Origin of the sequence: Psychrobacter sp. Pi2-52 (genome assembly GCF_904846705.1) — a bacterium.
In the GTDB taxonomy this organism is placed as follows: Bacteria; Pseudomonadota; Gammaproteobacteria; order Pseudomonadales; family Moraxellaceae; genus Psychrobacter.
In genome coordinates this window covers 45304-65924 of sequence record NZ_CAJHBS010000009.1, presented here as the reverse complement: position 1 = coordinate 65924, position 20621 = coordinate 45304, and the positions used below count along the sequence as shown (strand labels likewise).

General features: G+C 44.7%; 17 protein-coding genes and 1 pseudogene. 9 read left to right on the top strand and 9 right to left on the bottom strand.

The window, feature by feature from the left end; all coding sequences use genetic code 11:
* Window positions 1-384: 384 nt before the first annotated feature.
* On the top strand, window positions 385-1278 hold the full coding sequence (locus JMY00_RS06860; RefSeq protein WP_240990681.1) for a hypothetical protein: 894 nt from the start codon (window positions 385-387) through the stop codon (window positions 1276-1278).
* Between the two features lie 190 nt (window positions 1279-1468).
* Here the strand turns inward: JMY00_RS06860 and JMY00_RS06855 are convergent, their stop codons facing one another.
* The gene (locus JMY00_RS06855) at window positions 1469-2020 is read right to left on the bottom strand and encodes a hypothetical protein (RefSeq protein WP_201579583.1); all 552 of its coding nucleotides are present in this window, start codon (window positions 2018-2020) and stop codon (window positions 1469-1471) included.
* 245 nt (window positions 2021-2265) lie between these two features.
* On the opposite strand from JMY00_RS06855, the gene JMY00_RS06850 reads away from it, so the two are divergent.
* The 5 genes and pseudogenes from JMY00_RS06850 to JMY00_RS06830 all read left to right on the top strand — a co-directional run bounded on the left by JMY00_RS06850 (window position 2266) and on the right by JMY00_RS06830 (window position 7731).
* Window positions 2266-3534 (top strand): putative DNA modification/repair radical SAM protein, encoded by a 1269-nt coding sequence (locus JMY00_RS06850; RefSeq protein ID WP_201579582.1) that lies wholly within the window; start codon window positions 2266-2268, stop codon window positions 3532-3534.
* Between the two features lie 88 nt (window positions 3535-3622).
* The gene (locus JMY00_RS06845; protein ID WP_201579581.1) at window positions 3623-4495 is read left to right on the top strand and encodes a TIGR03915 family putative DNA repair protein; all 873 of its coding nucleotides are present in this window, start codon (window positions 3623-3625) and stop codon (window positions 4493-4495) included.
* 150 nt (window positions 4496-4645) lie between these two features.
* Window positions 4646-5977, top strand: coding sequence for a glycosyltransferase family 4 protein (locus JMY00_RS06840; protein WP_201579580.1), 1332 nt, complete (start codon window positions 4646-4648; stop codon window positions 5975-5977).
* Window positions 5978-6021: 44 nt separating this feature from the next.
* Window positions 6022-6237 (top strand): annotated as a pseudogene (locus JMY00_RS06835) (agmatine deiminase family protein); the annotation flags it as partial.
* Between the two features lie 120 nt (window positions 6238-6357).
* Window positions 6358-7731: an NAD-dependent succinate-semialdehyde dehydrogenase gene (locus tag JMY00_RS06830; RefSeq protein WP_201579579.1), complete on the top strand. Its 1374-nt coding sequence runs from the start codon at window positions 6358-6360 to the stop codon at window positions 7729-7731.
* Window positions 7732-7826: 95 nt separating this feature from the next.
* Here JMY00_RS06830 and JMY00_RS06825 read toward each other — a convergent pair whose 3' ends face one another.
* The 4 genes from JMY00_RS06825 to JMY00_RS06810 all read right to left on the bottom strand — a co-directional run bounded on the left by JMY00_RS06825 (window position 7827) and on the right by JMY00_RS06810 (window position 12521).
* Window positions 7827-9269, bottom strand: coding sequence for an APC family permease (locus JMY00_RS06825; protein ID WP_102083155.1), 1443 nt, complete (start codon window positions 9267-9269; stop codon window positions 7827-7829).
* Window positions 9270-9329: 60 nt separating this feature from the next.
* Window positions 9330-9479 (bottom strand): hypothetical protein, encoded by a 150-nt coding sequence (locus tag JMY00_RS06820; RefSeq protein WP_166739214.1) that lies wholly within the window; start codon window positions 9477-9479, stop codon window positions 9330-9332.
* 114 nt (window positions 9480-9593) lie between these two features.
* Entirely contained in the window at window positions 9594-10856 is a 1263-nt protein-coding gene (gene gabT / locus JMY00_RS06815) for a 4-aminobutyrate--2-oxoglutarate transaminase (protein ID WP_201579578.1), read from the bottom strand.
* A 201-nt stretch (window positions 10857-11057) separates the two neighbouring features.
* On the bottom strand, window positions 11058-12521 hold the full coding sequence (locus JMY00_RS06810) for an NAD-dependent succinate-semialdehyde dehydrogenase (RefSeq protein WP_240990679.1): 1464 nt from the start codon (window positions 12519-12521) through the stop codon (window positions 11058-11060).
* 219 nt (window positions 12522-12740) lie between these two features.
* On the opposite strand from JMY00_RS06810, the gene JMY00_RS06805 reads away from it, so the two are divergent.
* A complete protein-coding gene (locus tag JMY00_RS06805) occupies window positions 12741-13511 on the top strand; it encodes an IclR family transcriptional regulator (RefSeq protein ID WP_201579576.1) in 771 nt (256 codons plus the stop codon).
* A 52-nt stretch (window positions 13512-13563) separates the two neighbouring features.
* On the opposite strand, the gene JMY00_RS06800 is transcribed toward JMY00_RS06805, so the two are convergent.
* Together JMY00_RS06800 and JMY00_RS06795 are read right to left on the bottom strand one after the other, a co-directional pair.
* Window positions 13564-14772 carry a CaiB/BaiF CoA-transferase family protein gene (locus JMY00_RS06800; RefSeq protein WP_201579615.1) on the bottom strand — a complete coding sequence of 403 codons (1209 nt, stop codon included), beginning with the start codon at window positions 14770-14772 and terminating at the stop codon, window positions 13564-13566.
* A gap of 204 nt (window positions 14773-14976) precedes the next feature.
* Complete coding sequence (locus JMY00_RS06795) at window positions 14977-16161, bottom strand: acyl-CoA dehydrogenase (protein ID WP_179799224.1); 1185 nt, start codon at window positions 16159-16161, stop codon at window positions 14977-14979.
* 176 nt (window positions 16162-16337) lie between these two features.
* Between JMY00_RS06795 and JMY00_RS06790 the strand changes: the two genes are divergently transcribed.
* The gene (locus tag JMY00_RS06790; protein WP_240990678.1) at window positions 16338-17165 is read left to right on the top strand and encodes an IclR family transcriptional regulator C-terminal domain-containing protein; all 828 of its coding nucleotides are present in this window, start codon (window positions 16338-16340) and stop codon (window positions 17163-17165) included.
* 75 nt (window positions 17166-17240) lie between these two features.
* Here JMY00_RS06790 and JMY00_RS06785 read toward each other — a convergent pair whose 3' ends face one another.
* Both JMY00_RS06785 and JMY00_RS06780 read right to left on the bottom strand, forming a co-directional pair.
* Window positions 17241-18233: a hypothetical protein gene (locus JMY00_RS06785; protein ID WP_201579618.1), complete on the bottom strand. Its 993-nt coding sequence runs from the start codon at window positions 18231-18233 to the stop codon at window positions 17241-17243.
* A gap of 3 nt (window positions 18234-18236) precedes the next feature.
* The gene (locus JMY00_RS06780) at window positions 18237-18452 is read right to left on the bottom strand and encodes a hypothetical protein (protein WP_201547797.1); all 216 of its coding nucleotides are present in this window, start codon (window positions 18450-18452) and stop codon (window positions 18237-18239) included.
* 268 nt (window positions 18453-18720) lie between these two features.
* On the opposite strand from JMY00_RS06780, the gene JMY00_RS06775 reads away from it, so the two are divergent.
* Window positions 18721-20535: an FMN-binding glutamate synthase family protein gene (locus JMY00_RS06775; protein WP_201579575.1), complete on the top strand. Its 1815-nt coding sequence runs from the start codon at window positions 18721-18723 to the stop codon at window positions 20533-20535.
* The last annotated feature ends 86 nt before the right edge of the window (window positions 20536-20621 follow it).

The following is a 20621-nucleotide window of genomic DNA, read 5'->3' as shown; positions in this document are numbered from 1 at the left end:
AATGATTGCGATTGACTACTTAGCCGTTCAATTTCATAGATGAAAGCTGTACTACACATAGATAGCATTTATACCGTTTCGGTTACACAATGCTGCTTTTATCCATGATTTGTTTTGGCGCATAATTATTTGAGTTTGAGCACACCACAGCTTTAGTATTCAGTCTATTCAATAAGAAATAGTTAAGATTGATTAGCTTTTATACAAGTTAGTATTGCGGCGCTTTTACTAAAAATAATGATGGTCTGATCGCATACATAGGCTAATATCAGCACTACTACCCTCGTTATTTGGCATATTTTTTGGTGTCATTTAGCGGGGGTTTTGTTTATCTAGGCATTATCTATTGTTGTATTACTTACTATTATTTTTGAGGAGATATTTATGATTATGAATGATGGTTTTCAAGCATCAACTGCTAAAACAACTATGGCAAAAAATACAGCTATGTCTGTATTGCTAGCAGGTATCGCATTGGCCACATCATCGGCCAATGCTGCCCCTGAGATTGCTATTAGCTCATCTGCGAGCGGTAGCACCACCGTGGTCGAGCAATACTCTGATGGCAAAACTGCTACGATTACGGCAACGCCAAACGGTATCACCATGCAAGATGGCATGCCGTACGCGGTAACTCAGGTGACCACTGTGCCACGCTATGTCGTGCGTCAGTCTCCTGTTGTCCAAGGTACGACGACCGTTACTAGCGTACCAGTGACTAACTCTATTACCAATAAGGTCACTAAAGTAGATGTGATTACCACGCCTGCCAGCAGCGTGACGCAAGTACTACCTGTCGCAACCAACGTCACCCCGCCAGTGATTATGCAGCAGCCAGTGACCAATCAAGTAACGACAACGACGACCACGTTAGATACGTTGCAACTGACTCCTACCTTTAGCACGCCTGGCGTGGTCAATGCCAACACCAAAGTCATGAAAATTCTAAAAAATGCTGATGGACGTGAAGTTGCCGTTCCTGCCAATCATATTGCTCCAGGCGATGTAATCGAGTATCACACCACTTATACAAACACCACAGCACAGCCGGTTAATGACATTAACGCCATGATCTCATTACCAAGTGGCGTCCAGTTAGTCTCGTTGAATAGTCCTCTGCCGACGCTTGCCACCACTGGCGGAGACAGCTATCAAACCATTCAGCAGGTTGGCAATACGGTGGTTGTCCAAGAAAACTACTCTGGTCTGAAATGGAACTTGGTGAACTTTGATGCCAATGCGGCCAAAACCGTGGTCATACGTGCCAAGGTTCAATAAACATCAAACTGTCGCGCATTATTATTTGACAGCTATCTGAATATGTAAAAGGTCTTGTGGACTAGCTATCTAGTCGACAAGACCTTTATTTGTGTCGGCAGCTTGGTTTTGAGTGTGGTAAAGCACTGCTTTAAGCTTAGGATATAAATGCTTGATGCAGTGGCAGAAATAGCTGAGCTTTTAGAGAAGATCATTTTTCTTTATACAGAATAGGCCGATTAATTAGATTATTAAGTTTTGTCATAAAAAAGATAAAACCAAAACCAAAGATTGACGTAGTGAGCACTCTTATCATGTTTTGATCGAACATTAGGTTTTTGGTATCTTCGTAAGTTATTTGCAGATCTTCCTCTGATTCTCTAATGTCTAAGCTGACTAATTGCGGTAAATTATTCGATACGCCTAAAAAATTGGGCTGATAGTACCAACCAACTCTTGCGTACTTGCCAAGCCTAGGTTCAAGGTATGTAGGACCCATACATGACCCAGTATTAATAAAGCCAAATACATTATAGCTACAGCCGTAAAGCGTTATTTGTTTAGGATTTTCGATAGATTGCAAGGCTATACTAAATCCCGTATCAGTGATAATGCCTTCACTGTATTGTAGCTCCAACTCCTGCGGAAAACCTCTACCCTGCCATTCCAAAAAATTGAGTGCAATGAAAAAAGATATAAACGAGACATTTAGAAACGTATCGAACTTTTGAGACGCTGATTTTTCTTTAAATTTTTTGAGCATAAAATCCCTCTAAAAGAGCCTTTCTTGGAATGTTTGAAAAAATCTATATTTACCCTTAAAAAGTGAATATATTAAGCCACAGAGTTTAGCCTTTAAATAAACCTCAAACTACTGTTTACTATATCAGACACGAATCATACGACACTATTTGTCGTGTTGTTTTTATAATTATCCTATTAATACAATGACTTAGCGATAATTTTGGTAAAATAGTCTTTCATCAATTAATTGGTAATAACCGACTTATGGCAAACATCAATTATGAAAGATTACAGGGCAAACTCAATATCTTGGCCGATGCTGCCAAATATGATGTCTCTTGCTCATCCTCCGCTGGTACTCGTAAAAACCAAGGCGGCGGACTAGGCGATGCCTCAGCAACGGGTATCTGTCACAGCTATACCGAAGATGGTCGCTGCGTCAGTTTGCTAAAAATTCTTTTGACCAATCATTGCATCTATGATTGCGCTTATTGCACCTCGCGCAAGAGTAATGACACGCCACGCGCCGCGTTCAGTGTGGAAGAAGTCGTCGATTTGACCATGCAGTTTTATCGCCGTAATTATATCGAAGGTCTCTTTCTCAGCTCTGGTATCTTCAAAAGTGGTGACTATACGATGGAGCGACTGGTCGAAGTTGCCAAAATCCTGCGTACTCGCGAGCGCTTTAATGGGTACATCCATCTAAAGACGATCCCCGGCGCGTCAAAGGAACTATTGCTCGAAGCAGGACTCTACGCCGATCGCTTGAGTGTGAATATTGAAATTCCAACCAAATCAGGACTGGCTTTACTTGCACCAGAAAAATCACACGAGCAATTAAAAGCGCCGATGGAGACGGTAAAAGAAGAAATTATCACCATTCGTGAAAGCCGAAAGACTCATAAAAAAGCGCCTAAGTTCACGCCAGCAGGTCAGACCAGTCAAATGATCGTTGGTGCAAGTAACGAGACTGACTTGCAGGTAATTCAGCTGTCGAGTCACTTTTACAAAACGTATGATCTCAAGCGGGTCTATTACTCAGGTTATGTACCTATGCTCTCTGACAATCGTTTGCCTGCGATTGGAACGCCTGTGCCGATGGTACGAGAGAATCGTCTGTATCAGGCAGATTGGTTAATGCGCTTTTATGGTTTTGGCGCGCATGAGATTGTGGAGCCGGAGTCGCCGTTTTTAGATTTAGACTGCGATCCAAAACTTGCTTGGGCAATACGCCATCGCGAGCATTTCCCAGTCAATATTCAGACAGCGACTTATGAGATGATTGTACGTATCCCAGGTATCGGTACAAAAACTGCTAAAAAAATCGTCAAAGCACGTAAGTTCAATCAACTGACGCTCTACCATCTAAAAAAGATGGGGGCTGCGGTCAACCGTGCTAAATACTTCATCGCAACCACTGGCAAAAATGAGCACCTTGCCCATTTGACACGCGATAACTTCCGTCAGTATGTACTGGCTCAAACGCAGACCAAGTTTAACGATCAACGTACTGGGCAGTTGGCTTTATTTTAAAATGGCTCTAGATAGCATGTGTTAAAAAACCTGCTATCTCGCTATTGTATTTATAATAGTTATTTACGATAAACACTTAGGACAAACCATGTCAGCACTTGTGCAAAATGACTCTTACGCTGTCGGTCAATTGACGCCTAGCATTGTACTGTATGAGCCTAGCTTTGAAGGTTGGCTGAGTGCTGTGTTTTATGTCTATGCCAATCGTCTACAAAACGATATGTCACTAAAGCTCACCGCTCAAGATTGCTATGTACCATCACTCATCGCTCAGGCGACTAGCGTGGCAACTGATGAGGATAAAGCCGAGCGTGTGTTGGTCAAATTAAATACCTTATTGGGTCGCTCAGGCATGCGAAATATCTTGTGGGGATTTTTATCAGAGAAGGACGATATCGGTACGACATTGTTCCGCGTGGTCAAATACGCCATCGACTATCCCAATCGTCAAATCATGCAGGATTTGGGTAATTTGGACGTGCTTGAGCTGGTGCAGACGGTCAAATCGGTTGGCCGTGAAAAACATCGTATGGAAGCATTTGTACGTTTTGAGCATACAACTGATGATATTTATTTTGCACGTGTAGATCCTGATTTTAATGTACTGCCACTCATCGGAGAGCACTTTCGGCAGCGTTATCAGGATCAACATTGGGCAATCTATGATCTGACTCGGGGCTACGGTATCTATTATGATAAAAGTAATAGCACGCCATCACGTCCAGCAAAGCTGCAAACCATTACTGATCTCGATGATGCGGTACTACGCAATCCTGCCAGCATCCATAGTCCTGATGAGCAACGCTATCAAAAGTTCTGGCAAGGTTACTTTACCAACGTCAATATCAAAGAGCGCAAAAATCCTAAGCTGCATAAGCAATATCTCCCGCAGCGCTACTGGAAATACTTGAGTGAAAAACAAGTACTGCCCAATGCTGAGCATTTACAAAAACGACGCTAATGGCTTTTGGTGTTTATTAATCCATGTCTTACGCTTATATAGTCTAAAAAATACCTATCTGACCTCATCTTTTTATCTTGATGGTTGAGTTTTAATCGCTTTTAACTGACAATAGCAAATTGATATTACTAACTGGTGACCAACGCTATTATGAAAGTTATGCGCTTACTGTCGTCTCTAAAGCATGATGAATCCGAGCGCGGCATTTTTCATCTTGGGCGAGCATTGGTCAAAAATGAGCATACCTCTATCATTGTCTCTAGTGCCGATGAAGACAACGACTTGGTTAGACGTCTCAAACGTGATGGCAATATTTACCATCAGCTACATGTGAATAAAAAGTCTTGGCTATCGCTATTGCAAGTCTCTGCCCTACGGCATTTGATAGAAAAGTACGAGCCCGATGTCATTCATGTGCATTCGCGTACCCCTGCATGGATATTGCATTTGGCATTGCGCCGTGCTCGCGTTAGACGTTTTCCCAAACTGGTCTCGACCATGTATGGGTTTTATCCTATTAATAAGTACTCTCAAGCCCTACTCAATGTTGATACGATAATCACCGTATCTGATAGCGTCACGCAATACTTAAAAAAAGGACTGCGCATCGAAGACGTAGATCCCAAAGTCATCACGCGTATCTATCGCGGTGTCGATACTCGGCGCTACCCTTATCGTCATAATCCTTCGGTCTATTGGTTACGTCATACCTTTGCTGAATACCCTGAGCTTGAGCACAAAAAATGGCTCGTATTCCCAACCGTAATCGGTAACGAGTACGGGCAAGAGTGGCTGATAGATATCTTGGGTAACCTGCAAGAGCAGTTCCCCAATATTCACGTCATTATTATGGATGAAGACTATAAAGACGGCGATGTCGCTCATGAAGATTTTCGTCAACGTACCAATAGCTTGGGACTGGCGGAGCGCATTACCTATGTGGGTAGCAAGCGTAATGATATGCGAGAATGGCTATCGGCGGCCAATATTGTCATGGCACTTGCCAATGAGCCCGAGTCAATCGGTATCAATGCCCTACAAGCCATACATCTAGGTACGCCAGTCATTGGATGGGATCAAGCTGCCTTTAGCGAGATTTTACAACCGCTCTACCCGCAAGGATTGGTAAAAAAGTACAATGCCAATGCGCTTTGTAAAGCGGTTAGAAATCAGCTAGAGAGTGTGACGCGCCCTGAAATGACCAACAAATTCACCATGCGTGAAATGATTGAAAAGACGCTTGAAGTATATCAAAGCTTACATGATGCGGCGCTTGCCGAAGAACAAGCAGAAGCAGATGCTATCGCAGTTCGACGGATCAAACGCAGTCTGAAAAAAGCGTCTAAACCTGCCCTTAACGTCGCTGTGAAAAATATTGAGCCTGTTGCTAAAAATCCAAAAATAAAGCTAACCAAAGAAAAATCGAAGACAACGGATAATGTAGATACGACAGAAACAACTGAAGACAATCAACCACTGTAAACACTCATCAATCTCATGATGCCAAACCTCGCCTAACGGGTGATGTTTGTATCGCCTCCTATGCCAACTTTTTGATTTGTAATGACGCGGTCATCGTACCGCAATATGATGATATAAATGATGCACTCGCCATCGAGCAGCTTGAAAAAATCTTTCCGCAGCATCAAGTAGTGGGAGTACGCACAAAAGAGATTGTCTATGGCGGCGGTAATATTCATTGTATTACCCAGCAACAACCTGTAACCAAAGCGTCACTCTAAAACACGCCGCTTGGCATAGAATGAACCATAATAAATCGCACTTATTAGCAACTGAAAGTATAAGCATAAACCCAAAAATGGATTTTAAACCCAAAAACACGCTAAAAATAAGGAAAAAATATGAGCGATTATCAAATCAACAATCCAGCCACTGGCGAACTAGAAGCCACTTACCCTACCGCCACTGAACAAGACATCCAGCAAGTCATCGAGCAGGCTGACAACGCCTATCAAGACTGGCGTCAAGTCTCATTGAGTGAGCGCAGTGCACTACTGCATAAAATTGCCGATAGCTATCTGGAACGTCAAGACGAGCTGGCTCGTATCGTGGCGGGTGAGATGGGTAAACCCGTTGCACAAGCCAAGGGTGAAATCGGTCTGGTCGCTGAGATCTATCGTTACTATGCAGACAATGCTGAGCAGCTACTCGCGCCGAATACCATTGACGTTGACTCAGGATCAGCTTCGGTAGAAAAACGTCCTGTTGGCGTTCTACTCGGTATCATGCCGTGGAATTATCCGCATTATCAAGTGGCCCGTTTTGTCGCGCCAAACTTTATGGCAGGTAATACTATTATCTTAAAGCACGCGCCTCAATGCCCTAAGACTGCAGAAGTTATCGCTGATATGTTCAAAGAGGTCGGCGTACCTAAAGGTGTTTATAACAATATCTTTGCCACTAACGAGCAGGCAGCGACTATTATTCATGACAAGCGTGTACAAGGTATCTCACTCACTGGCTCTGAGCGCGCTGGACAAGCCGTCGCAAAAGAAGCAGGCGGCGCACTCAAAAAAGTCGTGTTGGAGCTTGGCGGCTCCGATGCCTTTATCGTTGCAGCCGATGCCGATATTGAGCAAGCGATACAAGGCGCTATCTCTGGTCGTTTTGGTAATACTGGACAAGCCTGTAATGCTGCTAAGCGTCTAATCGTTATCGAATCAGTCTATGATAAATTCGTTGAAGGCTTTACCAATGCGGTCAGTAACATGACTTTGGCCGACCCGCTTAAGGAAGATACGTTTATTGGCCCAATGTCATCAAAAGCCGCTGCGGTCAACTTGCAAGCGCAGCTAGACAGTGCTATCCAAGCAGGTGCGACAGTATTGGTAGAAGGCGGCATGGAAAAAGATAAGCCTGGTGCATGGTTCAAACCTGCGGTACTAACAGATGTCACTGAATCAATGGATGTCTACCGTGAAGAGTTGTTTGGTCCTGTCGCTGTCGTCTACAAGGCTCGTGATGTCGATCACGCTATCAAGATTGCTAATGATGTGCCTTTTGGTCTTGGTGCTTCTATCCAAACGCAAGATGCTGCCCTAGCTGCTGAAATTGCTGATAAATTAGAAGTGGGCATGGTCACTATCAACGCGCCGTCTGGTACCGAAGCCAATACCCCATTTGGCGGCGTCAAACGTTCAGGCTTTGGCCGTGAGCTTGGCACCCTTGGCATCACTGAGTTCTTAAACTATAAGTTGATTCGTGATAAGTCTTAATCAATAGCGTGGTTTCTAGAATAGCAAAAGGCCTAACATTGAATGTTAGGCCTTTTTTTGAAGGATGATTTGGCTAAAAGTTCTGCTCGACAAGCTTAACGTTTGGGAGGATTGTCTTTTAACCACAACTGATTGACGATTTTTAATTCACGCAGCTCTTCTGCCATGATTGCCTCACTAATACCCGGATATTTCACTCTCGCATAGCCATATAACACGATGCCCAAGACAGTCCAGCCAAAGAAAATCCACCACTCGATTGGTGTCAGTGCCGATGGCATACCTGGCATATACAGCATCAACATACCAATGCTGAGCGCAATCGTGACCATACCGACCAGTTTACCTGCGGGTATTTTGAATGGACGTACCATATCAGGCTCACGATAGCGTAATACTAAGAATGATATCGCCACACAGGTATAAGCAATGACGATGCCAAAACCACCTGCATCTACGATCCAAACCAGCATTTTACGACCAAATAATGGTGCTAACGTCGCCAAACCACCAATCAATAAGATAGCATTTGATGGCGTATTGTATTTTGGATGCAATTTGCCCAAAAACGCTGGCAACATATGTGCTTTTGACATCGCGTACAACAGGCGACTACCACCGATAAGAAATGCATTCCAGCTTGATAAAATACCCAGCACACCACCGATAACCAGTAAGATACCTGCCCACTTACCTTGCCACGCATTGGTCATCGCATCAGCAGTAGCGAGGGTTGAGTTCTCTGCTTGGACAAGTGGCAAAGTCGTGCCGACGCTCCAAGCGATACCCACATACCACAGCACGGCAACCACAATAGAGACAATCAAAAACTTGCCAATATTGGGCCGAGTTAAATCAATCTCTTCTGCCGCTTGTGGAATGACATCAAAACCGACAAACATAAAAGGCACCATGACAATCACTGCCATGATACCGCCAACCCCACCAATGAATGCTGGCGCTTGTATCGAGTTTGAGGTTTCGGGATTGAACAAGACCGCACCGATGAACAATAACGTACCAACGAATAAAATGCCCAATACGGCCGTTTTTTGGAACCAAGCACTGACTTCCATGCCGCGTATATTCAGCCAAGTGACGATGACAGATCCCAGCATTCCGACGCCCACCCAAGTGGCATACACATCCCACCCAGCAATGGTCCAAAGATACCCTTGGTTATAATTAGGAATGAAATATTCTACGACTGTCGGTAAGGCAACCGCCTCGAACGCGACGACTGAGAAGTAACCGAATAAAATACTCCACGAGCAAATAAAGGAGACATTGACCCCTAGCGCTCGATGCGTATAGGTATGCTCGCCACCAGTAATCGGCATAGAGGCAGCAAGCTCAGCATAAGTCACGCCGATCAGTATCACTGCTAGCCCGCCTATCAAGAACGCCAACATCGCGCCCCACGTACCCGCAGATAAAATCCAACCACCTGCCAACACTACCCAGCCCCAACCAACCATTGCACCAAATGCTAATGCAATAATATCCAGCGTTCCTAACGATTTCTTTAGTTCAGACATAACTTACTCCTTGTCTGTGTGTCATCCGTGTCAACCTGTTACAGTTACACTATTTTTGTTTCATGGAATCATACCCATCATGTTTGTTGTGTCTGTCGCGTCGCCGAAAAACTTGTATTTGCCGTCGGTATAGTATTCAAACAGCAAAAACAAAAACGGCGTCTTGACTTGCAAGGCGCCGTTGAAAAACTCACTCAAAGCGAGTGTCATAAGGGCAACCTTGCCGTTATCTTTCATACAATCTTTTAACCAATATCGGTACTTGAACTAGCTGTGCTTGGTTAAAAGCGATCCATCGCTAAAGTAAATGACACTCAGTATTGCTTATGCCGTTAGAATACCTTTGATGATATCAAGGCCTTCTTGTAGCACTTCATCCTCAACCGTCAATGGCACCATTACACGAATGGCATTGCCATACATACCACAAGACGCTAGTAGCAAACCTTGCTCAAATGATTTTGCTTTTAGATTGGCAGCAGCGGCGGCATCAGGTTTGCCTTCGCTATCAATCAATTCAAACGCTAGCATAGCGCCTTTATAACGGATATGACCGATACTGCTTAGGTTCAAGCCTTTTAAGAACGCGGCGATGGTATCACCAATCACCACACTACGCTCAAGTAAGTTCTCTTCTTCAATAACTTCCATAACAGCAAGCGCCGCCACACAAGCCAATGGGTTACCAGAGTAAGTACCGCCCAAGCCACCGACTTGCGGCGCATCCATAATGTCAGCACGCCCAATGACCGCAGAGATAGGATAACCACCAGCCAAACTCTTCGCGGCAGTCATTAGATCAGGCTCAACCCCTAGCTGTTCACCTGCAAACAACGTACCGGTTCTGGCGAAACCACACTGTACTTCATCAAAAATAAGCACGATGCCATGCTCATCACAAATCTCGCGCAACGCTTTAGCAAATGAAGGCGTTACCTGATGGAAACCACCCTCGCCTTGGACTGGCTCAATGATCATTGCAGCCACTTCACTAGGATCGATATCTGCTTGGAAAATCATGTCAAGGCTATGTAGCGCTTGCGCTTCTGTTACGTTCAACTCTTCTGCAGGGAACAACGCATGGAACACAGGTCCTGGCATCGGGCCAAAGTTCTTTTTGTATGGCAATACTTTGCCTGTCAGGCTCATACACATCATGGTACGACCATGCCAACCACCAACAAAAGAGATCACGCCTGGACGACGGGTTTTAGCACGAGCAATCTTGATGCAGTTTTCAACGGCTTCTGCGCCAGTGGTCAAAAAGAACGCTTTAGTATCGCCGCTGATAGGCGCTTTTTCGCATAGCTTTTCAGCCAAATCCACATAGCATTCGTAGTTAATCATTTGCGCCGCAGTATGCGTAAATTTGTCTAGCTGCTCATGGACACGTTGGGTGATTTTTGGATGGCTATGACCGGTGTTCAATACTGAGATACCACCGACAAAGTCGATATAGCGCTTGCCTTCGATGTCCCAGATTTCTGAGTTCTTTGCTTTTTCTGCAAAGATAGGAAAGGCAACCCCAAGTCCTGTTGGTAAGACAGCTTTGCGGCGCTCAAGTAATGATTGATTGGTAGTCGTCATGGGAATGTCCTTTTCTTTGTTCGTAACATAAGTGCCATCTAGTGAATGGCGGTTTATTTGATGTTTGTCTTTGTACTTAGTAGATATCAAATGGTGCTTGGTTGACCCAAAACACCATAGATATCTAAAAACTTGCGCTAGTTAATGCTTTGCTAATTGTTACTTTGCTAACCATTAGGCCAACTCATTAGGTTATAACTATTAGGTAATGTCAGAGCACCAGTATTTGGTCGTGATATAGTCTTCGATACCATATTTTGAGCCTTCACGGCCAAAGCCAGATTGCTTCACACCACCAAATGGGGCAACTTCTGTAGAAATCAAACCAGTGTTGTGACCGATGATGCCGTACTCAAGACCTTCGGTAACGCGCCATGAGCGGGCATAGTCGCTACTATAGAAGTAAGCGGCCAAGCCATAGATAGTATCGTTAGCAGCACGGATAACTTCTGCTTCGTCTTTAAAGGTAAAGATGGTTGCAATTGGTCCAAAGATTTCTTCAGAAGCGATGTCCATATCACTACTAATATCTGTGATAACCGTTGGGTTATAAGTCAGTTCTGAAGCGTCATTGACACTACCACCAGTGACCAGTTTTGCGCCTTTATCTAGCGCGTCTTTTAGCAAGGCTTGAACTTTATCTAACGCTTTTTTGTTGATAAGAGGACCGATATCTACGCCTTCTTCTAAGCCGTTACCTACTTTTAATTCAGCGACTTTTTTGACAAAGACATCTAAGAATTTATCTTTAATGCTGTCTTGAACGTATACGCGGTTGGCACAGACACAGGTCTGACCAGCATTACGATATTTAGAAGCGATTAAACCAGCAGCGGCTTTCTCTAGATCGGCATCATCAAAGACGATAAACGGCGCATTGCCACCCAACTCTAACGATAGCTTCTTAATAGTTGGCGCGCATTGTGCCATCAGCGTACGGCCTACTTCTGTAGAGCCTGTAAATGATAGTTTATGGATGCGTGCATCACCCGTTAGGATGTCGCCGATGACAGAAGACTTACCGGTTACGACCTGAATGACGCCAGCTGGAATACCCGCTTGCTCTGCCAATACACCTAGTGCCAATGCAGAGTAAGGTGTCTCGGTAGCAGGTTTGACGATAATCGTACAGCCTGCTGCTAGTGCAGGAGCAACTTTGCGCGTGATCATCGCAGCTGGGAAATTCCAAGGCGTGATAGCGGCGCAAACACCAACTGGCTGCTTAAGAACGACATGACGTAGCTGTGTGCTGTTGGCAGGAATCACATCACCATAGACGCGTTTGCCTTCTTCGGCGAACCAACGGATAAAGCTGTTGGCATAACCTACCTCACCACGTGACTCAGTCAGCGGCTTGCCTTGCTCAGCGGTCATGATAATAGCCAAATCTTCTTTATTGGCATCGATTAGATCAGCCCATTTTTGCAATAACTCTGCACGTTCTTTGGCTGTTTTTGCTGCCCAATCTGCTTGGACGTCATGAGCATAAGCAACGGCTTCGTTGACATCTTCTGTGGTCAGGCTGGGTACAGTACCAATGAGCTCGCCATCAAAAGGGTTGTTGACATCAAGTACAGCTTCATCACTAGCAGCATGCCAGCCGTCTTTGATAAAGCAAGATTGTTTGAGTAGGTCTGGATTTGATAACTGTAGCGTATTTGACATGTTGACGCTCCTTGTCATATAGGTATGTTTATAAGAGTGGATATAATAGTAATCATGAGATAATGATTGATAATTGTTTTTTTGTTCAATATACTGAACACGTATTCTATATACGAGACATCATTATAAGAACGATATGTCGCGATTTGCAACCCTTAATCTCATTATTTTAAAAATTATCTTGTACTTCTTTCTTTTATTTCATTTTATAGGTTATTTATGAGCTCGACTGCCGTGCCTGCGCTAGACAAAACGTTTCAGATTTTGGACTTGATTACTGATAGCTCACAGCCTCTGACAGCGGCTCATATCGCAAAAGAACTTGGGCTTCCGCGTAGCTCCACTCACAATATTTTGCAAAGTCTATTGACCAAGCATGTCATTTACAAAGACCCTGAAAGCCGTTTTTATTTGGGTTCATATTTGATGTATTGGGCAGGCAAGTATGAGCAGCAGCAAGGCGTAGTGCAGTTGTTTAAAGATTTGATTATGCAATATCCGGTACTTCTTCAGCACACGGTTACCTTGTCCAAGCTTGATTTGGGCGAAGTGGTATTTTTGGCTTGTCATGAGTCGCCTGCACCGCTTGGCTTTACTTTTCGAGCAGGCGTTCGCGTACCTGCCGTATTTTCGGCGACAGGCAAAGCCATGCTATCGACGTTGTCGATGGACAGTATCAAATCATTGTATAAAGACACGTTTCCGACGCCGATGACCCAACATGGGGTCAAGAATTTTACCGATTTATCCGCTGAGCTTGCAGCGATACAAGAAAGCCGAGTGTCTCTCGATGATGGACAGTTGCGCGATGGGATGTACTGCTTGGGCACTTATATTCGTAACGCATCAGGCAATGCAGTTGCTGGTATGGCAGTAAGTTTTTTACAAGGAGAGTATGAGTCTAAACGGGCTGAGGTCAGTGCAGTATTGATTGAATTGGCGGAGCAAATTGAGCAGCATTTAGGCTTTAATCCTAACGCTGAAAGGTAGCGTTAGGATTAAATATCGGTGCAGGTCTAAAAAATATAATCCAAAAACTCTGTTAAACAATTCCATCGGCTTTTAGCTTTGCGATCATCTCGCTGTCATAGCCCAGTTTAGCAAGTGTGCTATCAGTATGCTCGCTCAACTGCGGTGGCGGCGTGCGATAGCTGACTGGTGATGCGGATAACTTGATAGGGTTACCAAGTGCGCGTACTGGACTGCCTTGCTCGGTGAAATTAACAATCATATTCCTTGCTTGCGCTTGCGGCATGGCCAGGGCTTCAGCTACGTTATGAATCGCGCCGCATGGAATACCTGCTTGATCTAAAACCTCTAGCCAATAAGTACGTGGCTGCTTGGCAAATTGCTTAGTCAGGTCACTACACAGCAGTTCGCGGTTGGCAACGCGTTGTGGATTGGTCGCAAAGCGCTCATCGGTATGCCAATCGACTGCGAGCACGGTGCAAAGTTTGGCAAACTGACTGTCATTACCGCAAGCTAAAATAAAGTGCTGCTCGCCCTCGCCAGCAAACACTTGATACGGCACAATATTAGGATGCTGATTGCCCAGTCTTGGTGGAATCTTGTCTGAAGCCAAATGATTCATACCGACATTGGCCAGCATGGCGAGCGCGCTATCGAGCAATGCCACATCGACATGTTGACCAACACCCGTATTTTGACGCGCCAATAGTGCCGCCTGAATACCAATCGTCAACTGTAAACCTGCAAACAAATCGACCACTGCCACGCCAACTTTGTGCGGCTCGCCATCGCTTGGACCCGTGATACTCATCAGCCCTGACAATCCTTGGATAATATAGTCATAGCCGGGGCGTTCGGCATCGGGACCTGTCTGCCCAAAGCCTGTCAATGACGCATAAATCAGCCGCGGATTGTCTTGTTTTAAGCTGTCATAATCCAAGCCGTATTTTTTTAGACCACCGACTTTGAAGTTCTCAACCAAAATATCACTCTCAGCGATTAGCTGTTTAATGATGGTTTGCCCTGTCGGCGTAGTGATATCTACCGTGAGCGACTTTTTATTGCGGTTAATCGTAGCGTAATAAGCGGAGGTATCGTCACTGAATACTGGCGGTGCCCAATGACGTGTCTCATCACCGATATGTGGACGCTCAACCTTGATGACTTCGGCACCAAGATCAGCAAGCACTTGGGTACAAGAAGGCCCTGCCAACACTCTCGATAAATCAAGCACTTTAATACCATGCAATGCGCCCTTTGGCATATTAGCCATATCAATCATATCTGTCATGAGCTTCCCTTACTCTGTCGCGTATTTTGCGACTTTTAATCATAAAATTGTTATTCATGATTTAGCTATTTAACCGTTGAATCATGAATAACAACTGAAAAACGTACGCTACTGTTAATGCTCTTTTGATAAAAAGCCAAGCAGTAACGTACGTCATAAAATACAGTTGTACCAAAAATTATTAGCTAAAAATTCTTAAAAGAACGCTTGAATGCCTGTCTGTGCACGGCCTAGGATAAGCGCATGAATATCATGTGTACCCTCGTAAGTATTGACGGCTTCCAAGTTCATCACGTGACGGATAATATGGAACTCATCAGAGATACCGTTACCGCCATGCATGTCACGAGCGATGCGAGCGATATCAAGCGCCTTGCCGCAGTTATTACGCTTAATAAGTGAAATCATTTCAGGCGCTGCGTTGTCTTCATCCATCAAACGACCGACACGTAGCGCTGCTTGTAGACCTAAGGTGATTTCTGTCTGCATATTAGCCAGCTTTAGCTGTACCAGCTGCGTTGCGGCTAGCGGACGACCAAACTGCTTACGATCGAGCGTGTACTGACGAGCGGCTTTCCAACAGAATTCTGCCGCACCCATCGAACCCCAAGCGATACCATAGCGGGCTTTGTTCAAGCAGCCAAATGGCCCTTTTAGACCACGGATATCTGGGAAAGCATTGGCTTCAGGGACGAATACTTTGTCCATGACAATCTCACCCGTGACTGACGCACGTAATGAGAACTTGCCTTCGATTTTCGGCGCAGATAATCCTTTCATACCTTTGTCTAAAACAAAACCGCGAATCTCGCCAGCATCGTCTTTTGCCCACACGACGAATACGTCAGCGATAGGACTGTTGGTGATCCACATTTTATTGCCAGTCAGCTCATAACCGCCATCCACAGCGCGCGCACGAGTAGACATCGATGAAGGATCAGATCCTGAATCTGGCTCAGTCAGACCGAAGCAGCCTACATACTCACCTGTGGCAAGCTTAGGCAAATAACGCTCTCTTTGCTCTTCTGTGCCATACGCCCAAATAGGATGCATCACTAGGCTTGATTGTACACTCATCGCTGAACGGTAGCCCGAATCAACGGCTTCTACTTCCTTGGCAATCAGACCATAAGCAACACTCGATAAGCCAGCACAGCCATAACCTTCAATCGTGACACCAAGCAGACCCATTTCACCCATTTGACGCATGATATTACGGTCAAAATTCTCATTGCGATTGGCCTCAATAATGCCAGGCATCAGCTCTTTTTGAAAAAACTGACGCGCGCTGTCGGTGACCATGCGCTCTTCTTCAGTGAGCTGGTCACGTAGTAAAAAAGGATCTTCCCAATCAAAGCGTGGGCTAGTAGATGTTGCCATGTGGATCTCCTTGGTATCAGTCATCCTGACTGACGAATAGTGATTGATACATCATTTGGTCTAACAAGTCATTGACTTCATTATTCCGCTGTGCGAAACTTAGTTTCATAATTTAAAACCATTTAACCAAACTTTCGCTGCGCTGTAAACCTTTATCAAAAAAAGATGAGTATAAAATGACAAAACCCTTATCAACAGTTACTCCACTACTCGAACGCATGCATGCAACAATGAGTCAAAATAAGGAAGAGAATGACCGCCAGTTTGTGACGGCATTGGGACGGGGACTGATCATACTGGCGGCTTTTGAGCACCATGAGCGGCTCACCCATCAGCAGCTATGTCAAATGACCGAACTACCAAAAGCAACCATTACTCGCCTTATTCATACTTTGACCATGCTCGGTTTTTTACGTGTCACTGAGCACGGACAGTATCAATTGGGCAGTAGTGCTGTACGGCTCAGTGCGACCGCGTGGAGTCGTCATGATATGGTGGCAGCAGCTGAACCACTATTACGGCAGTTCGCTAGTGAAAACGAAGTATCGGTGAATTTGGCAACCGAAGTCGAAGGAGAAATGCGCTATCACGCCTGTTGCCGTAGTCCTGCTCGTCTATCGGTCAATTTACAGGTTGGCTCCGCCGTACCTGTCGCACGCACTGCCATTGGACGTGCTTTTTATGCGGTAAGTACGCAAGCGAGACAGGCGGTCATCATTAGCAACCTACAAGAGAATTTGTCTGATGAAGATTATAACCATGCGCAAACTGCCCTAGACAGCGCGGCAGAGCATTATGAAAAGTATGGCTATACCGTGTCTGATGGGGAATTCTCTACTGACATATTAGCAGTCGCGGTTGGCGTATATGATGTCGCAACAGGACAATACGCGTATTCGCTGAATGCCAGTGTACCAAGCGCTAATTGGGAAGCGGATGAGTATGCTGCGATGATAGTGCCAAAATTGCAGGCGTTGGCAGAGCGGATTGGTGGCGGGGTTTAAAACAGTAATATGGTGAAGATATAAGCCTTTTAGCCAGTCATGACACTTTTCTATTGATATAAACTAAAGAGCTGGTTAATTGGCTGGCTCTTTAGCGTCTAATACCCACACGGCATCGTGTCCAACAAAATACGTATGATGGTCCGCCACTTCTATGTTATAGACATAGTCTTCATAAGGATTGGGGCAGACATCGTTATAGCGTCGCATCTGCTCATGGATACTTTCTTCTGTTAATCCCATTGAATCGCCATACTTTTTGATACTGGCTAAAGCTTTTTTGAATAAACCTTCATCACCAATTCTATTTTCTTTGATTATTTTTCCCTCAAATATTAGAGGTGAGTGCATCTCTCTTACAAACCTTTCTGCACTATGTGTCTTAGGCGCTATGTCTTGACGTAATCTTACATTCAATGTTTTATAAAGATCAGGGTCTATAATAAAGGGTGCCTTTTCATTGATGAGCAACTTGGCATCAGAAGTTTGCAGATTGACAGTTTTGATTTCTTCTTTGAACGCTTCTTCTGTATTGGCTAAACTGACAAACTGGTAGCCATCATCCGTAAATTTCACAAACTGAACCAGACCATCTGTCTCCCATAAGTCATGTTCCTCAATACTTTGAGTATACGCTGTACCTTCAGGGAAGTTAGGTAAGGTGCGTACAGGGATAAACGAGTAATCATCAAGTGCAATCGTATCACCATGAGCAGACGTTAGATATCCAGCTGGTAAACGCTCCGCCGATAACCACTCACCCTCTAAATCTTCAGGCTGCCGAGTTACCCAAAATGGGTGGTTGCTGGTACATAAGATATAGTTTCTACCCTTCTCACCTTGCTTGGCTACCGTTTCGTTAAAGTATTCAACTTTAAAGATTCTTTCCTTTTTCGGGGATGTAAACGTACTTATGACAGGCTTATACTCTATGTCACCGCTACCATCTTCAGGCTTGGAGAGTACAGGCTTTGATAAAATTAAGTCGCCGACTTTAATGTCCTGAATCGGCACTAGTCCTTTATCCGTATGCACGAGCGTTCCTGCCACGAATCCTGTGTTATTCATGTCTTATCCTTTTTGATCTTGTCGTTTTAACCCATCAAACCTCAGCCCAAACTTTAGCAGATACTTACGCAGTCGGTCGCTGTCGTTATTGCTTTTTAGCTGAGTTCTGGAGTTGGCATACAGATAGCGCCCTGCTGGCGCTTGGTTTCTATGATTAATACAAATCTCAATCACATATGCCAATTGCACCGCATCAAATGGATCAATAGTTGTCAGCATGTCTTCATCGAAATATCTTCTTAAAATATTATGGCTACCCTGCTCGATGGTTTTCGCTATCTAAAGTAGCATATGAGCTATTTTTAATCACTTTATTGCATATACTGTCATTACTTGTTTGTGCAACCGAACTAACGCAGCTCCTAACGAAAGTGATTCTGACCAAACTGTTACCCATTGATACCGACGTAATGACGTCATGCGTGTATGATGTACGCGACCAATGTAAGCATCTTATCTATATCAATCATTACTATTGAGCCTCGCTATGCCTGAATCTCGTACCAATCTAAACCCTGAACCCAAAACCAGTTCGCCGTACTTTATCGGATTATTACTTCGCTATAGCACGTTTGGCGCGGCGATTTTAATTCTGTTAGCGGGTTTATTATTGGTAAGTTGGTGGCTGATTGTAATCGGTGGTTTGGCTGTGGCGCTTGGTATTTATGATTTGATTCAGTCTAAGCACGCGATATTGAGCAACTACCCTGTCGCTGGACATATTCGCTATGTGTTGGAAGATTTCCGTCCTGAGATTCGCCAGTACTTGCTTGAGGACGATAAAGAACAAGTACCGTTCTCACGTCAGCAGCGTGCGCTAGTCTATCAACGTGCTAAGAACGTTAGTGACACTAATGCCTTTGGTACGCTAGATAATTTATATACTCATGGCAAAGAATGGTTTTTGCAATCTACCATCAGTGCCCCACTAGAAAACAAAGACTTTCGTATTATGGTCGGTGGTGAGCGTTGTCAGCAGCCACACGATATGTCGGTATTTAATATCTCAGCGATGAGCTTTGGCAGCCTGTCAGCAAACGCCATCATGGCACTCAATCAAGGCGCAAAACTCGGCGGTTTTACCCATGACACAGGCGAAGGCGCGATCAGCCCTTATCATCGTAAGTTCGGTGGTGATTTGATTTGGGAGTTGGGTACGGGTTATTTTGGTTGCCGTGATAATGATGGTAACTTTGATCCACAGTCTTTTGCTGAAAAAGCTGTCGATCCGCAAGTTAAAATGCTTGAAATTAAGCTTTCACAAGGTGCCAAGCCTGGTAAAGGTGGCGTCCTTCCTTCTAGTAAAATCACGCAAGAGATTGCGGACACACGTCAAGTGCCTACGGGTCAAGACTGCATTTCGCCCTCTTCGCATAGCGCATTTAGCACCCCGCGCGAGCTTGTCGCCTTTTGGCAGCAGCTACGTGATTTATCGGGTGGCAAGCCAGTTGGCTTTAAGCTATGTATTGGTCAGCCATGGCAGTTTATGGCGATTGTCAAAGCGATGATAGAGACGAATAATTACCCTGACTTTATCGTTATTGATGGTGCAGAAGGCGGCACAGGTGCAGCGCCCGTTGAGTTTATGGACAATGTCGGCATGCCAATGGTTGAAGGGTTTTTGCTCGTACATAACACTTTAGTCGGTGCAGGTATTCGTGACAAAATTAAGCTTGGCGTCAGTGGAAAGATAGTCTCAGGCTTTGATATCGCTCGCATGATTGCGCTAGGTGCCGATTGGTGTAACTCAGCACGTGGCTTTATGTTTGCGGTTGGCTGCATTCAGTCGCGCTCTTGTCATACCAACACTTGCCCAACGGGTGTAGCTACCCAAGATCCATATCGTCAAAAGGCGCTCGACGTCCCTAGTAAAGCTGAGCGTGTTGCAAGTTTCCATAAAAACACGCTAAAATCGCTTGCCAGTATCGTAGGTGCGGTTGGTTTACAGCATCCTAGCCAATTACAGCCGTATCATATTGCACGCCGCTTAGACGATGGGCAGATTAAGCTGTTATCCAAATTCTTCTACTTTACTGATAAAGGCGCATTGCTCGATCATAGTGCCCGTGCCGATGTATTTAACCAGATGTGGGTCATGGCAAACCCTGATAGCTTCTTAGCCAATAATGACGCACTCATTGCTTATAACAAAGACTCGCGTGATAAGGGCAAGGAAACTGGCGCGCCAACAGAACACAGCGCTGGGTATAATTCTGAGCACTTGACCAATCTCACCGATGGTGGACGATTAATTGGTAATGTGAACAATACAATCCGTGACTTTCCGCCTACTAATGACTGAATCAGTGCCTAAATCGTTGTATTTAAAAAGTAGTGATGAAGGAGTAATTAAGCGGTAGATAGTAACCAAACTCAAATAATTTACAC

Coding starts and splice junctions, on each gene's coding strand:
- JMY00_RS06860 (WP_240990681.1), top strand. CDS start 385: ATGATTATGAATGATGGTTTTCAAGCATCAACTGCTAAAACAACTATG.
- JMY00_RS06855 (WP_201579583.1), bottom strand. CDS start 2,020: ATGCTCAAAAAATTTAAAGAAAAATCAGCGTCTCAAAAGTTCGATACG.
- JMY00_RS06850 (WP_201579582.1), top strand. CDS start 2,266: ATGGCAAACATCAATTATGAAAGATTACAGGGCAAACTCAATATCTTG.
- JMY00_RS06845 (WP_201579581.1), top strand. CDS start 3,623: ATGTCAGCACTTGTGCAAAATGACTCTTACGCTGTCGGTCAATTGACG.
- JMY00_RS06840 (WP_201579580.1), top strand. CDS start 4,646: ATGAAAGTTATGCGCTTACTGTCGTCTCTAAAGCATGATGAATCCGAG.
- JMY00_RS06830 (WP_201579579.1), top strand. CDS start 6,358: ATGAGCGATTATCAAATCAACAATCCAGCCACTGGCGAACTAGAAGCC.
- JMY00_RS06825 (WP_102083155.1), bottom strand. CDS start 9,269: ATGTCTGAACTAAAGAAATCGTTAGGAACGCTGGATATTATTGCATTA.
- JMY00_RS06820 (WP_166739214.1), bottom strand. CDS start 9,479: ATGACACTCGCTTTGAGTGAGTTTTTCAACGGCGCCTTGCAAGTCAAG.
- gabT (WP_201579578.1), bottom strand. CDS start 10,856: ATGACGACTACCAATCAATCATTACTTGAGCGCCGCAAAGCTGTCTTA.
- JMY00_RS06810 (WP_240990679.1), bottom strand. CDS start 12,521: ATGTCAAATACGCTACAGTTATCAAATCCAGACCTACTCAAACAATCT.
- JMY00_RS06805 (WP_201579576.1), top strand. CDS start 12,741: ATGAGCTCGACTGCCGTGCCTGCGCTAGACAAAACGTTTCAGATTTTG.
- JMY00_RS06800 (WP_201579615.1), bottom strand. CDS start 14,772: ATGATTGATATGGCTAATATGCCAAAGGGCGCATTGCATGGTATTAAA.
- JMY00_RS06795 (WP_179799224.1), bottom strand. CDS start 16,161: ATGGCAACATCTACTAGCCCACGCTTTGATTGGGAAGATCCTTTTTTA.
- JMY00_RS06790 (WP_240990678.1), top strand. CDS start 16,338: ATGACAAAACCCTTATCAACAGTTACTCCACTACTCGAACGCATGCAT.
- JMY00_RS06785 (WP_201579618.1), bottom strand. CDS start 18,233: ATGAATAACACAGGATTCGTGGCAGGAACGCTCGTGCATACGGATAAA.
- JMY00_RS06780 (WP_201547797.1), bottom strand. CDS start 18,452: ATGCTGACAACTATTGATCCATTTGATGCGGTGCAATTGGCATATGTG.
- JMY00_RS06775 (WP_201579575.1), top strand. CDS start 18,721: ATGCCTGAATCTCGTACCAATCTAAACCCTGAACCCAAAACCAGTTCG.